14 protein-coding genes are annotated in these 14,770 nt (G+C 36.5%); 5 read left to right on the top strand and 9 right to left on the bottom strand.

What is annotated here, in order from left to right; all coding sequences use genetic code 11:
• Nucleotides 1–63: 63 nt before the first annotated feature.
• The 6 genes from FYJ80_RS01315 to FYJ80_RS01290 are packed head-to-tail and all read right to left on the bottom strand — an operon-like array spanning nt 64 to nt 6,606.
• Nucleotides 64–1,614, bottom strand: a complete 1,551-nt coding sequence (locus FYJ80_RS01315) for an extracellular solute-binding protein (RefSeq protein WP_154424327.1) — start codon at nt 1,612–1,614, stop codon at nt 64–66.
• Between the two features lie 28 nt (nt 1,615–1,642).
• The gene (locus FYJ80_RS01310; protein WP_154424326.1) at nt 1,643–2,773 is read right to left on the bottom strand and encodes a Gfo/Idh/MocA family protein; all 1,131 of its coding nucleotides are present in this window, start codon (nt 2,771–2,773) and stop codon (nt 1,643–1,645) included.
• 1 nt (nt 2,774) lies between these two features.
• Nucleotides 2,775–4,004, bottom strand: coding sequence for a 4Fe-4S dicluster domain-containing protein (locus FYJ80_RS01305; RefSeq protein ID WP_154424325.1), 1,230 nt, complete (start codon nt 4,002–4,004; stop codon nt 2,775–2,777).
• Between the two features lie 2 nt (nt 4,005–4,006).
• A complete protein-coding gene (locus tag FYJ80_RS01300; RefSeq protein WP_206360908.1) occupies nt 4,007–4,756 on the bottom strand; it encodes a sugar phosphate isomerase/epimerase family protein in 750 nt (249 codons plus the stop codon).
• Nucleotides 4,757–4,761: 5 nt separating this feature from the next.
• Nucleotides 4,762–5,640 (bottom strand): carbohydrate ABC transporter permease, encoded by an 879-nt coding sequence (locus tag FYJ80_RS01295; protein ID WP_154424323.1) that lies wholly within the window; start codon nt 5,638–5,640, stop codon nt 4,762–4,764.
• 15 nt (nt 5,641–5,655) lie between these two features.
• Nucleotides 5,656–6,606, bottom strand: coding sequence for an ABC transporter permease (locus FYJ80_RS01290; RefSeq protein ID WP_154424322.1), 951 nt, complete (start codon nt 6,604–6,606; stop codon nt 5,656–5,658).
• Nucleotides 6,607–6,849: 243 nt separating this feature from the next.
• Here FYJ80_RS01290 and FYJ80_RS01285 point away from each other — a divergent pair, with 243 nt between their 5' ends.
• The 4 genes from FYJ80_RS01285 to FYJ80_RS01270 are packed head-to-tail and all read left to right on the top strand — an operon-like array spanning nt 6,850 to nt 12,402.
• The gene (locus FYJ80_RS01285; RefSeq protein WP_154424321.1) at nt 6,850–8,340 is read left to right on the top strand and encodes a glycoside hydrolase family 43 protein; all 1,491 of its coding nucleotides are present in this window, start codon (nt 6,850–6,852) and stop codon (nt 8,338–8,340) included.
• A complete protein-coding gene (locus FYJ80_RS01280) occupies nt 8,337–9,104 on the top strand; it encodes a 3-ketoacyl-ACP reductase (RefSeq protein WP_154424320.1) in 768 nt (255 codons plus the stop codon). The genes FYJ80_RS01285 and FYJ80_RS01280 overlap by 4 nt, the downstream gene beginning before the upstream one ends.
• Nucleotides 9,105–9,106: 2 nt before the next feature.
• Nucleotides 9,107–11,035, top strand: coding sequence for an FAD-dependent oxidoreductase (locus FYJ80_RS01275; protein ID WP_154424319.1), 1,929 nt, complete (start codon nt 9,107–9,109; stop codon nt 11,033–11,035).
• 14 nt (nt 11,036–11,049) lie between these two features.
• On the top strand, nt 11,050–12,402 hold the full coding sequence (locus FYJ80_RS01270; RefSeq protein ID WP_154424318.1) for an oxidoreductase: 1,353 nt from the start codon (nt 11,050–11,052) through the stop codon (nt 12,400–12,402).
• Nucleotides 12,403–12,454: 52 nt separating this feature from the next.
• Here the strand turns inward: FYJ80_RS01270 and FYJ80_RS01265 are convergent, their stop codons facing one another.
• Nucleotides 12,455–12,880, bottom strand: coding sequence for a hypothetical protein (locus tag FYJ80_RS01265; RefSeq protein ID WP_154424317.1), 426 nt, complete (start codon nt 12,878–12,880; stop codon nt 12,455–12,457).
• A gap of 227 nt (nt 12,881–13,107) precedes the next feature.
• Here FYJ80_RS01265 and FYJ80_RS01260 point away from each other — a divergent pair, with 227 nt between their 5' ends.
• Nucleotides 13,108–13,689 (top strand): DUF1294 domain-containing protein, encoded by a 582-nt coding sequence (locus FYJ80_RS01260; RefSeq protein WP_206360907.1) that lies wholly within the window; start codon nt 13,108–13,110, stop codon nt 13,687–13,689.
• A 320-nt stretch (nt 13,690–14,009) separates the two neighbouring features.
• Here the strand turns inward: FYJ80_RS01260 and FYJ80_RS01255 are convergent, their stop codons facing one another.
• Together FYJ80_RS01255 and FYJ80_RS11680 are read right to left on the bottom strand one after the other, a co-directional pair.
• A complete protein-coding gene (locus tag FYJ80_RS01255; RefSeq protein ID WP_154424316.1) occupies nt 14,010–14,225 on the bottom strand; it encodes a hypothetical protein in 216 nt (71 codons plus the stop codon).
• A 261-nt stretch (nt 14,226–14,486) separates the two neighbouring features.
• Nucleotides 14,487–14,770: hypothetical protein (locus tag FYJ80_RS11680; RefSeq protein WP_206360906.1), on the bottom strand; the 284-nt coding region annotated here is incomplete at its 5' end.

Below are 14,770 nucleotides of genomic sequence, written 5' to 3'. Positions count from 1 at the left end.
TTTGATTATAGTTAGGACAGTCCTATAACAAGACTGTCCTAATAATTTTAAGATAAAGTCTAATTATTTAGCCATGTATGCGTCGTAAGCTTTCTGGTAAATTACTAGAGCATCCTCAAGACCAAATGCCTTTATCTGATTCTGGTACTCTTTAAATGTCTTCTCATTGAGCTCAAGTGCACCTGTGATGAACTTTGTCTCCATCTCTTCAGCAAATGTATTTACCTTGTTGACAATAGAAGCAACCTTAGCACCATCCTCTGATGGAACAGATACTGGAGGAAGCATGTACTTACCATAATCTGTCTGAGCCCACATTGAGAGTGCTTCAGACTGTTCCTTAGTATCGTAGTACTGCTCGATATATCTTGGATCCTGGATGAAAGCACCGTTAACAGAACATCTCATATACTTAGCCATAACATCATCAGCATTCTGCTTAACGAAGTCTGTGTATGTTGGGTAGCCATTAACCATTTCATATGTAACACCCTCGATACCGAAGTTAGCAAGCATGTGGCCTTCTTCACCATAAGCATAGTCAAGGAGTCTTGCAGCAGCTTCAATATTCTTACAGCTTGTTGTAATTGCAGCAGCAGAAGAAGCAGTTGTATCGAATACTGTGTTCATCTTAGCGAACTTAGAATTTGTTCCAGCAACCTTTGTTAATGGCTTAGCAGATGAGATTTCAACATCTGGTCCCATTGTCTTAACTGCAGAAGCAATTAATGAACCTGGGTTGTAACCAATAGCAATCTTGCCACTTAAGAACATAGAGTTCATGCCGTTCTTGTTAACAGACATATAGTCATTATCTAAGAGACCTTCAGCATAGAGCTTTCTGAGGTATGCAAGGTAGTCATATCTGTTAGCTTCGAGATAACCGTGCTTAACAACACCATTCTCTACATACCAGCTATCCCATGAATCAAATGCAGGAGCAAATACTCTGTTGATGTGGTCTGGGCGAACAGACATAGGAATTTCTACTAAGCCAGATTTCTTGATAGCTACTAAAACATCATATAATTCATCTGCTGTTTCAGGAGTCTTATCAAAACCAAGCTTCTTTAAGATATCCATTCTGTAGATAATACCTTCAGAGAACAATAAGCTGTTATTGTTGTAGTCATAGCCTCTGAAGAATGGGAAGCAGTAATATGTACCATCATCTGTTGAACACTCTTTTGCGATGTCTGGGTGCTCATTTAAGTACTTTGTGATATTTGGACAATACTTTTCAAATACATCGTTAAGTGGGATGATAAAGCCATCATCGATAGCGCTCTGTGGTCCACCTACATATGAAGCCCACTTATATTCAACGATATCAGGAAGATCACTTGATACCTGGAGAATAGAGAACTGCTCACCTAAGATCTTTGTTTCAGAAGATACGTTTGTGAATTCAATCTCTGTGTTAGTTCTCTTCATTACTTCCTGCCAATAAGGAAGCTCTGAGAAATCGTTGGCATTCTTAATCTTTGCGCTCATTGGAGCCCAATATGTGAGCTTATCAGGACCTGATGCCTTTGAACCTTCCTGTGCACCTTGTGCAAAAAGAGGAAGTGCTACCATCATGATAGCGAGTGCAAGTAATAATACTTTTTTCATAATTTATCTCCTTTTTTTGGTTTTTAAATTAATTTAGGTTCAAATCAATAGACCAAGAGTTGTAGGCCTCTTGGAGTGCCTTTCCTAAATCAGGTAAGGTGTAATAGATACTATCCTTATCATCCTTTTTAGCTACTGCTAAATTGGACATTTCCTTAACACCCATCTCCTGTGCAAGTAACACACCATGTGTGTGCTCACGTGAGGTTTTTAGAGTACATACAGGAGTTCGCTTTTCCTCTATGCAGCGTATTACTTCCCAAAGCTTTTCAAGACGCTCACCCTTATCGATCGAAGAATAATCAATTACTCTTCCATCTGCTAAGTGACCGACAAAGCCCCTATTATTCTCTTCGATATAGCCACCATCAAATTCATATAAGCTTAATGGCCCTACCTTTACCTCATCTACTGCATGTGAAGCGTAGTAATAAAGCTCTACACCATCTACTGTTGTTAGCTTTAAGATTGCAGTATCACAATTGGTAATATTAGGACGAACACGAATTAAAGAGCCTTCGCAGCTTATGCTACTTGTACTTTCATCCATATTCTTTCCTAACAAAAAGACCATATTCTGATATTGGTGTGCACAAGCATTTGTAAAAGGAGAGTCAAATACCTTCTCTCCATGGCAAAGTAGTGCACCTGCCCAATTTGAGCGTGAGTAGTAAATGTCATTTCTTCTCATTAAACGAATAGTCTTAAAACGAATAGGCTTTCCAAAAAGTCCAGCTATAATATCCTTCTTTATAGCAAGTACATCATGAGAAAAGCAGAGCTGGTAGCCAACAGCTACAAAGAGTCCAGTTTCACGGCTCTTTTGCTCCATTACATCAATTTGTGCTTCGTCAAAGCAAACTGGCTTTTCAGTTAAGACGTTACTACCATTTTCTAATGCGAGCATGGTATATGTAAAATGAGTGTGGATAGGAGATGAAATAATAGTCAAATCCACCTTATTTGTAGCAAAGAACTCCTCAGGAGAGGCATAAATAGGAATATTTCTATTTAATACCTCTTCATATAATGAACTTTTACTAGCAAATGGATCTGCGATGGCAACTAAACTAGAGCCAAGGACATCACGAGATAAATACTCCTTGACGTAGTTTTCGCCATAACCACCCATTCCACAAAGTAGAACTTTAATACCCACCTTATTTCTCCTCGAAAGCAGACTTTAGAATTCCTGCTGCATCGACCTCAAGAGCCTTAGTAGGACATACCTGGAAGCAATAGCCACAACCAATACAGTTATCTGTCTTTTGAGCCTTCTTACCATCTAAGGCTATACCCTTGTACCAGCAAACATCCTCACAGCGACCACAGCCAATACACTTTTCCTGGTCAACTCTTCTTAAGCGATATGCTTCTCCAAGCTTATTTTGTCTTTCCTTAGCAAAGCTATCTTCCATATTGAAGAGCTTTAATGCAGCTCCCTGTAGCTCCTTTACTGAGCTATACCCATTTTGATCCATCCAATCTGAGCACTGCTTCATAAGACGAGCACATTGCTTAATACCACCTGAGCAAGCAAGCGCACCTAACTGAACCATCTCAGAGCCAGCCATGATATAGCGAAGAGCTTGGTCATATGAGAATACTCCACCACCTGCATACATAGGAATTGTAATTCCGCGTGAACGAGCATCTGCAACCTCAAAGCAAACTATTGGACATGCTTGAGTTCCACCATAGCCTGAACCTGGACGAGGCTGAGTTGTCTGCCAATCAAGATCAAAGTAGAATGCCTTCCATCTTGCTGTTGGACCAACAGCATCTGCACCAGCGGCAACAGCACGACGAATTGAGGTTAAGCAATCGATATCCTCAACTGCAAGCTTTACCATTACAGGAGTACCAGGAACAGCTTCTTTGATCATCTTTGTGCAGCTCTCTACTAGCTGGTAGTAGTTAAATTGTCTATCAGAAGCAGTAGCAACACCTGGGGTATTAAAGTGGAGCTCAATAGCATCAGCACCAGCGTTTACAACCTCTTTAGCCTCAGTAACCCAACGCTTCTTCCAATCTGTATACTTTTCAATATCATGATAGTGTCCAACAGAAGCCCAAAGCTTAGTATCAGGGTACATATCCCTTCTTGCTCTTTTAACCTCTTCACAGTACTCATCTAGAGAAGCAATGTTATCAGGACACTGCTTTCCAACAGCATGAGAGTGGAATGCTGGTTGACCCTTAACTACAGCATCAAAGCTAGGATAAAAGAATCCACCGCCACCCATTCCATGTCCAAAGTTTCTCATTGTAATAGCACCTGGCTTACAGCTACTACTCTTTATAACGTTATCGGCACCCCTAGTTGCTGGGCTAGACGCAATAACGAATGGATTAATCATGTCAAAACAATCAACATGCATATCTGCCATATTCAAACTCCTTTTTGTAGCAAAGCCTTTAAGGCTGCTGCATCTTGATAAAATTGCTCTTCAGAATCCTTTAGTACAAATTCCAAAAGTGCATAATATTTTTTATCTTTCTCGAGTACTGAGAAATATTCTCTCCAATGCTCAAGTCCCTCATCAAATGGTCTTCTTCCACTCTCATCCCAGTAGTAAACGTGGAGATAAGAAAGATATGGAAGAATCATCCTTAGTCCCTCTTTTCTCTCCTCAAACGATAGAGCCTGAGTAGGCTGCCACAATGTATGAAGATATGGACTATTAATGGTCCTTAAAACCTCTAATCCCGATTCATTTTCATCGGTTAAGGTATTTTTGTGCCACTCTAGATTTAAGACAATGTCATATTGCTTTGCTAATTCAACGGCTTTAGAAAGCTCAGAAATAAGCGCCTTTCTTTCATCCTCTGTTAAAGCTGCAGATGGCTTACTTCCCGCCCAAATTCTAACCATCTTTGCACCTAAGGCCTTAGCTGTTTCAAGGCTTGGCTTAATATCCATACCCTCACCAAGACGATAGTATGAGCCATATCCAGCTATCTCAAGGCCACTTTCTTGAGTGAGTATTGAAACATGCTTTGCTAATTCAATATCGCTCTTTGCAATGTGATGGTTTTCGCTCCACTCGATTGCGCATAAACCTGCATTCTTAGCTATTCTAAGGACCTCTTCGATACTCCTTGTTTTGAATGTAGCACTAACAATTCCCGGTATAACCATCGTCATTACCCCTTAACAGCACCAACCATAACACCCTTTACAAAGTACTTCTGAAGCAATGGATAAATGAGGAGGATAGGAAGTGTTGCCACAACAATAGTTGCATACTTTACTGAATCAGAAGAGAGTGCAAGGGCTTCCATAGAACCAGAAGACATTGTAGATGTATCATCCTGAACAAGGATTGTTCTTAAGATGAGCTGTAAAGGATACATACTCTTTTTTCTGAGGTAAATCATAGCTGGGAACCATGAGTTCCAGTGTGATACAGCATAGTAAAGAGTAATTACTGCAATAGATGCCTTTGTTACAGGTACCATGATATATGTAAGAATAGTTGCATGTCCTGCACCATCGATCATCGCAGATTCAGGTAGAGACTCTGGGACTGCTGCCATAGCAGTACGAAGAACTACTAGGTTGAAGGTATTAACAGCACTAGGTAGGATTAGAGCCCAACGGCTACCTACTAAGCCCAGCTTATCAACGATGATATAGGTTGGGATCGTACCACCCTGGAAGTACATTGTGAAAACAATCATTAATGTAAAGAACTTAACAAACATCGGTCCCTTTCTTGATAAAACATATGCAGAAATGATTGTTAAAACTAAGTTTATAGAGGTTCCTACAACTACTACAAAGATAGTATTTAAATAACCTGTAATAATACTCTTATCCTGAAATACCATCTGATAGCTATAGAGTGAGAACTTAATTGGATGCCAATAAATTCCTGAGTGCTTCATTACCTCAAATGGATCAGAGAAGGAAGCAAATACTATACTCATAAGAGGAATAATTACAGCAAGAGATAGAAGAATTGTAACAAGAACAACAAATGCGTGGAAAATTTGTTCACCAACAGTATATTTTACTTTCATAATCACACCTCCCTATTACCAAAGTCCTGAGCCTGTTAATTTGTTCGATATCTTGTTAGTCGTCCAAACAAGAATGAAGCTAACAATAGAGTTGAACATACCTACAGCAGCTGCATAGGAGTAGTTAAGGTTCAAGAGACCTTCTCTATAAACATAGGAGTTAATTACATCTGCAACCTCATAGGTCATTGGGTTGTACATCAAAATAATCTTCTCATATCCAACATTGAACATCTTTCCAATCTGAAGGATGAGCATGATGATAATAGTAGGTAATAATGATGGAAGTGTAATTGACCAAAGCTGTCTTAGTTTTCCAGCTCCATCGATTCTAGCTGCTTCATATAGCTGTGCATCGATTGCTAAGAGAGCTGCTAAGTAAACAATAGAGTTCCAACCAATGTTCTGCCAAATATTAGAGATGATATACAATGGTAAGAAGTACTTTGGCTCATTAAGCATTGTAACAGGCTCAAAGCCAAACTTTGCTAAGAACTGTGTAATAGCACCATTTCTACCAGTTAAATCCATAAGGATAGATGTAACTACTACTACAGATACAAAGTGAGGGATATAAGTAATTGTCTGAACAGCCTTAGAATATGTCTTTGATCTTAGCTCGCTAATAAAAATTGCGAGGAGAATAGGACATGGGAATGTAAAGATTAGGTTTGTTACAGATATCCTAATTGTATTCATCAATGTTCTCTTAAAGTAGTAGTCATTGATAAAGTTCTTAAAATGTGTAAGGCCAACAAATGGTGATTTAAAGAATCCAAGTCTTGGCTTATAGTTTTCAAAAGCAATAATAAGACCAAACATTGATCCATACTGGAAAACAATGTAATAAACTAAAACTGGAATAAAAAGGAAATATAAGGTTTTATACTTAGACCAATCCTTTTTAAGCTTTAATCCAAGAGGAATATCCTGATTTGGATTTGCTAACTTTTGTTTCTTTTTCATGAGTTACCAACCTTTTGTAACTTCAGTATGGAGCACAGAGATAAATCACGAAATTGACAAAAATAATACTTTAATTGCCAATTTTTTACTTAGTAATTTCGTAAATTTTATGTAATTTAGTATATTATCTCCTTATTTTATATAGATATAATAATGCCAGAAATTAAAAATATACATAGTTGAAAATTTGACAGAAAAACTTAACAGGTGCTTTTTCTCAAATTGTGATGCAATAATCGAATTATGTTTACAAATCCAATTATACCAGGCTTTGCCCCAGACCCTTCTATTACCTTTTACAATGGTATTTACTATCTTGTAACCTCTACCTTTGAGTATTTTCCAGGTGTTACTCTCTGGAGTAGCCCAGATCTTGTCTCTTGGTCTTATCATAGTAGTATCTTAACTAAAACTTCTCAGCTTAACTTAGATAAAGCTAATAGTAGCTCCGGACTTTATGCTGCCTCTATTAGAGTAAATTCCGCTGGGCGCTTTTATATGGTTACTACCAATAAGTTCACACATGAGAACTTTATTTGCCATACAGATGATATAAATAAAGAGTGGTCAGAGATACACTTTATAGCTAAGGATGGAATAGACCCATCACTTCTATTTCTTCCAGATGGAAGGTGCTTTTACACCTCTAATGGCAGTGTTGATGGTGTTAGAGGAATTAAGGGTGCCTTTATTAATCCCGATACAGGAGAGTTATTAGAGGATTTTCATTTGTTAACTAGAGGATGCGGAGGTCATGCAACAGAGGGGCCACACATTTATTATAAGGATGGCTACTACTACCTTATGATCGCTGAAGGCGGAACTGGTTATGGACACTATGAAGCAATACTAAGGTCAAAGGATATTCATGGGCCATATGAGAAAAATCCTAATAATCCAATTCTTTCTCATGTTGCAAGAAAGGGTCACCCTATTCAAGCAACTGGTCATGCTGACTTAATTGAAACTCCAGCTGGTGATTGGTATGCAGTTTTCTTAGCAATTAGAGTAAAGCCAAGACCTCTACTACACCATTTAGGAAGAGAGACCTTCATAAGTAATGTCACTTGGAAGGATGGCTGGCCAATTATAGGTGATAATGGTTATGTTGAACTATTTTATGAAGAAGGTCCTAATCAAAAGGAAAGTTTCGATTACTCAGTTTCTTTTTCTCACCCTTTAGAAAGCTACCCATATTTAAAGGTAAGAGTACCTAAGGATGATTGCTACATTTTAGATAGAGATAAAAGAACATTAACCTTAATTGGAGAAGAGAAGATAAATACCTTTTTAGGTCACCCTACCTTACTTTGCTTTAGGCAGAGGGGCTTTTATGAAGAGTGTAAGGTATTGCTAAGTATTAAGGAGCTTGAAGGTACAGCGGGTATTACTTCTTGGCTTAGTAGTGATTACCACTACCGCCTTCAAGTTATAAAAGCGGAAGATAATATTAACATATCTCTTATTAGACACATTCATGATTTTGAAGCAGTAACAGAGGAAATAACTCTTCCATATTCAGAAATAATATCCTTAAAGATAGTTTCTGATGATGAAAACTACTATTTTTATGCTAATGATACCTTCATTGATAAAGCTACTGTATATGGCCTTGCAGCTGAAGGAACCATGTATAACACCTTCACTGGTGCACTTTTTGGTATCTATTCAGAAAATGGTAGAGCAAAATTTTTAGATCAAATTGAAATGAAAACAAGGGAGATAAATAGATGAAAAAGACTGCAATCGTAACTGGTGCAAGTAGAGGAATTGGATATGCAATTGCAAAACAGCTAGGAAAAGATGGCTTTAATATTGTAATGGTAGCAACAGGAAGCAAGGAAAAAAATATTGATGCTATAAAACAGCTTGAGGAAGATAATATTAATGTTCATTACGTCCAAGCAGATGTTTCATGCCACGATGATAGACTAAAAATAGTTAATGAGGCTATATCACGCTTTAATAGAATAGATGTCTTAGTCAACAATGCTGGAGTTGCGCCTCTAGAGAGAAAGGATTTACTTGAAATGAGTGAGGAATCCTTCGATAGAGTTTTGAATATTAATACTAAGAGTAATATGTTCCTAACACAAGCTGTAAGTAAGCAGATGATAGCACAGGAAGCGATAGAGAAAAGAAAGGGTGTAATTGTTAATATTTCCTCCTGCTCTTCTGTAGTATCATCAACAAGCAGAGGTGAGTATTGTGTCTCTAAGGCAGGTATTTCTATGCTAACTACTCTTTATGCAGACCGCTTAGCCTCAGAGGGTATTTTAGTTCATGAGGTAAGACCAGGTGTTATAGCAACAGATATGACATCGAAGGTTCAAAGCAAATATGACAAGCTTATAGAGGATGGCTTATTCCCAATTGCTCGTTGGGGAACGCCAGAGGATGTTGCTAATGTAGTTAGCGCCTTAGTATCAGATAAGTTTATGTATACAACTGGTAATTATATCGATGTTGATGGTGGCTTCCACATAAAAAGGCTATAGCTATGAAGTTTAATGATTATGATGTTGAGTATATTAGTGTTAATACACTTATAGTAGGCACCGGCGCAGCAGGCTACAATGCTGCATGTAAGCTAAAGAAGCTTGGACAGAGTGATATTATATTAATTAGCGAAAACCGTGTTGGTGGAACTAGTAGAAATACTGGAAGCGATAAGCAAACCTACTATAAGCTCACACTAAGTGGAGACACTCCTGATAGTGTTAGTGAAATGGCAAATACTCTATTTGAGGGTAAAGCCGTTGATGGTGATATAGCACTTTGTGAAGCTGCACTAAGTGCTCCTAGCTTTTTACGTCTTGTAGAGCTAGGTCTTCCATTTCCTGTAAATAGATATGGAGAATATGTAGGGTATAAAACGGACCATGACCCAAGAAATAGAGCAACCTCTATTGGCCCTTATACATCAAGAGAGATGACAAGAGCATTAGAAAGAGAAGCTGAAGCACTTCAAGTTCCTTTCAAAGATCATCTGCAGGTAATAAAGATTCTCTCTGATAGAGAACGTAGCTATGGTGCTATTTGTCTAAACACAAATGATAATACATTTGTAGTAATACAGGCAGAGAACATTATTTATGCAACAGGTGGTCCTGCTGGGATATATAAAAATAGTGTTTATCCCGAAAGTCAATTTGGAGCGACAGGACTCGCCTTTGAAGCCGGAGTTAAGGGACGAAATTTAACTGAATGGCAATTTGGCTTAGCCTCAGTAGCTCCACGTTGGAATGTATCTGGAACATATATGCAGGCCCTTCCTCGTTTCATTTCTGTTAATAAGGATGGTACAGATGAGAGAGAATTCTTAAATGATTTCTTTTCAAATGCCGGAGATATGCTATCTAAAGTATTCTTGAAGGGATATCAATGGCCATTCGACGTTAGAAAGGTTGATGGAGGAAGCTCAATAATAGATATACTAGTCTATTTAGAAACCTGTAAGGGAAGAAGAGTTTTCCTCGACTTTACTCGTGACCCTCTTGATGGAAACTTCGAGTTTAAGGCTCTATCTAGTGAAGCATATTCCTACCTAGAAAGAGCAGGAGCATTAGTAAAAAAGCCTATTGAAAGATTAAGAATTATGAATAGCCCTGCTATCCTGTTCTACCAGGATAAGGGTGTTGATCTAAACACAGAGCCATTAGAAATTTCTCTATGTGCACAGCATAATAATGGTGGTCTTGAGATAAACTGCTGGTGGGAAAGTAATATTAAAAACTTCTTTGTTGTAGGAGAAGCTGCAGGTAGCCACGGAGTATATCGTCCAGGTGGCTCTGCACTTAATGCAGGTCAGGTTGGATCAACTAGAGCTGCAACCTATATTGCGAAGAAGTATAGCTCATCAACTCAAGATGAAAAAAAGTTTAAAGAGATAGCTAAAAAAGCTTTAGAAGAGGTTACTGGAATTGCTAAAGCAACTCTCTCTAGTGAGGAAAATGTATTTACTCTTCGTGACAAGCTTACATTAGCGATGAGTAATTGCGGAGGAGCTATTAGAGATAGAGATGCTATTGTAGAGCTCATTAGCTCTATTGATAGCTACATTAAGCAATTCAATGAGGAAGTAAAGTATTCAAAACCTACAGCACTAAAGCATGTCTTTAGGCTTAGAGATACATTGCTTACTCAAAAGTGTTATCTCGAAAGTATGTTAAACTATGCTTCAGAAAAAGGGAAAAGTAGAGGAAGTGCTCTATATACAGATTATACAGGCTTTAAGCCTTATGCTTCTCTTCCTAACACCTTTACATTCTCACTTGATGATGGAGCAAAGGATAGCTTAATACAAGAAATGCTTTATAAGGATGGTAAGTGTTCATTTAATTGGCGCCCTGTTAGACCTCTTCCAAAAAATGATGACTTTTTTGAAAACGTCTGGAGAAGCTATAGAGAAAATGGAAATATAAATTAAAAAAGGAATAAAATATGTCAAACCATGAAAAATTTCACTATAAAACACTTGAAGAAGTAAAAGCTAAATGCAAGGAGCTAGGAGTATATATCCCATTTGCAAATGATACATCTATCCTCGCAAATAAGCTAAGAATTAGAAATATTACATTGCAAAATAGATTGGGCTCAGCACCTATGGAGGGTTCAGATTCTACTCTTGATGGAAGTCCTTCTGATATAACTCTTAGACGATATAAGAAGGTTGCAGAGGGTGGCTCTGCAATTATGTGGTTTGAAGCAATATCTGTTGCACAAGAGGGAAGATCCTCAAGAACACAGCTTCTCATTACAAAGGATAATGTAGATACTTATAAGAGATTTACAGATACTATTAAGGAAGCAGGGTTAAAGAAGAATGGATATGCACCATACCTTGTTATGCAGGCTAACCACTCTGGTCGATACTCAAATCCTGATAATAAGCCTGCACCACTTATTGCTTACCGCCATCCATATCTCGAGCAGTTTAGAGCTGCAGATGATAGCTGTATAGTATCTGATGATTATTTAAAACAAACAGAAGAGAACTTTGGTGAAGGAGCAAGGCTAGCAAAGGAGGCTGGCTTTGATGCAGTTGACATAAAATCATGTCATGGGTACTTATTTCAGGAGGTAGCATCAGCATTCTATCGTCCAGGCCTTTATGGTGGCTCATATGAAAATCGTACTAGGCTATTAAAGAACTCTATTAAAGCTGCTCAAGTCTTTGAGGACTCATCATTCATGGTAACCTCTCGTGTAGGTATTTATGATGGATACCCTATCTATGCAGGCTTTGGCCAAAAAACAGATGGCTCAATGGAATTAGATTTAACTGAGCCAATTAGACTTATTAAGGAATTAAAGAGCATGGGCCTTGATATAGTAGACCTAACCATGGGTAACCCATATACAACTACTCACGTTGTTAGACCATTTGATATGGGTAAATATCCACCTGAGGAGCATCCATTTGAAGGTATTGCTAGAATGATTAACTCTATTGGAGAGGTAAAAAAGGCTGTCCCTGATATGACTATTCTTGCTTCAGCACCTACATACTTAAGACAATATTGTGATTTATATACTGCAGGTGCAATTGAAGAAGGACTTTGTGATGGAATGCTCTTTGGCAGAATGCAATTTGCAGATCCTGACTTTGCAAACGAAATAATAAATGGAAGAATAGATCCAAATCGTATCTGCTTAACCTGTGGTAAGTGTGGTGATTTAATTCGCTCTCACAAACCAACTGGTTGTGTTATTAGAGATAATAAAACCTTTATGCCTTACTATAAGGAATTCTTAGAGGAAAAGAAAAATCTTCCTGCTAATTTTAGAGGCTAAAAAAGAATACCCTAAGTTTATCATTAAGCTTAGGGTATTTCATTAATTCATTTTATTGATAATCATCATCAGCAGTGTTGAAATATCTCTTAGAATTTAGCTTCTTTATTACATTAGAAGGATTAAGGTCTTTTGTAAAATTTTTTATACCTTCTTTAAAACACTTTTCACAAAGATAATCGCTGAATAGCAAGAAATCACGATAATTCATACCATTACCACAATTGCAACTATACATAAAATCATCAAAATTATATAGTTTCTCACCATTCTCAAGATGCCTTCCACAATGACCACAATATGCATGATCTATTAATTCAGAAGCTTCATATTTATTTCCAAAATATTCCCTAACAGCATCATACACATCATCCACGATTAGCTTTGTAGCCTCATCGGATATAATCTTTTTCTCTCTTAACTCCATTAAATGCATTAATATAGGTCCCATAGCATAGCCTATTGAATGATTGCTCATTACTTTACCTCCAAAATTAGTTTTCTCAAAAATACTTTGACCGCCCTACTTCTAGCAACTGAAATAATCTCTTCACAACCCAAAATGAGCATAAAAATGCATAAAAAATCAAATTTAAAAAATTAGGTAAGAAATTAACAGAAATTTCCATTAGCTTAACCATACTAATCGAGATTAGTAGCCAAATAAACTATATCTAGATAATATCAAGAAGGGACAATCTGAAAATGAATATTACAAAACTTGAATTCTATTTATTAATAATTAATATCTTAGCTTTTATTATCGCAGCTATTAATTCTAAGATTCCATCAAAAAAGCCTGATGGAAGAAGCGATATAATAGTTGCAATAGCTTCAATAGCGGGAGGCTCTATTGGCGCTCTAATTTCACTTTTAATTTTTGATAGAAAAGCAGAAAAAGGTAATATGCTTTCGAGAGTAATAATATCTTGCTTGGTTGTGATACAAACAATTATTTATCTAATATTTAAAGGCTTTATATCAAATAAAATTACATTTGCTTTTTGGAGCATATTAGTTAAATACCCGATTTCTTTTATCTATTTAGCCTTAATTAATATTATTACATTCCTATTTTATCTAAAGGATAAGAAAGCGGCAGAGAAGGGAAAGGATAGAGTAAAAATAGCTACTCTTCTTTTTCTCTCTTTTATAGGAGGTTCACTTGGCGCATTATTAGGAATGTATGGGTTAAGACACAAAACAAATAAAAGCTACTTCACTATTGGCATTCCCTTAATGATTATAATGCAAATATTTACACTCTTCTATCTTTCAAATATTTGATTAGTAAATATAAGTAATTATAGAAGTAGTTTATCTTGAATTCTGCTTTAATAATTAATTATTATTTATTTTTTGATGATATCCTCAATTATTATAGTGAATATTTTATGTACTTGCTTATTTTTTGCTTATCGCCTATGGTAGCTATATTGATATCAAGGTTTTTGTTAAAGATACTCATGACCTATACATGTTAAAAGCACTAATTCAATAGGACATTTTTCTTTAATCTTTTTTTGATAAAAACCTCATTCTACGCACAGAAATGAGGTTTTTTGCATTTTTGAGAATCTAAAAGTCCTAAATATTTGAGTTAATAATTATAATTTTCCATCCTTTTTATAATTTTCAACTAAGCTAATAAACTCTTCTTTAGAAACATTACATTCCTTAGCTGCTCTATCAAAAGTAAGAATATTAGAGAGATACATTTTAATATATGCTTCGTGTAAGCCATTTAACCTACCCTGTGACAAGCCTTGCGACATTCCTTCTAACCTACCATTATCTAAAACCATTTGCGAATAATTACACATAACCTCTCCTTCATTTATCGCTTCTATTTCTCTCTTAATACCTTTTTCTTTTTCTTCTTTATCATATTCTGTCGAAAATAGTGCCCATATACAATGAGTTTAAATCTCTAATAAGAAGGGATAAGAATAAAGACTTCGATTTAAATCCTCAGCTAAAAGTATTAATTCAATAGGACATTTTTCTTTAATCATTTTTTGATAAAAACCTCATTCCACGCATAGAAATGAGGTTCTTCTTTTTGATGATCTAAAAGCTAATAATTATACTTTTCCATCCTTTTTATAATCTTCAACTAAGCTAATAAACTGCTCATTAGAAACACTACATTCCTTAGCTGCTCTATCAAGAGTAAGAATATTAGAGAGATACATTTTAATATATGCTTCATGTAAGCCATTTAACCTACCTTCTAACCTACCATTATCTAAAACCATTTGAGAATAATTACACATAGCCTCTCCTTCATTTATCGCTTCTATCGAAAGCTTATATTTTTCTCTTAATACCTTTTCCTTTTCTACTTTGTCATACTCTGTTGAAAACA

The organism is Bullifex porci, assembly GCF_009695635.1.
Lineage (GTDB): Bacteria > Spirochaetota > Spirochaetia > Sphaerochaetales > Sphaerochaetaceae > Bullifex > Bullifex porci.
The sequence above is the reverse complement of the archived record's forward strand: the minus strand, read 5'-3'. Positions and strand labels throughout refer to the sequence as shown.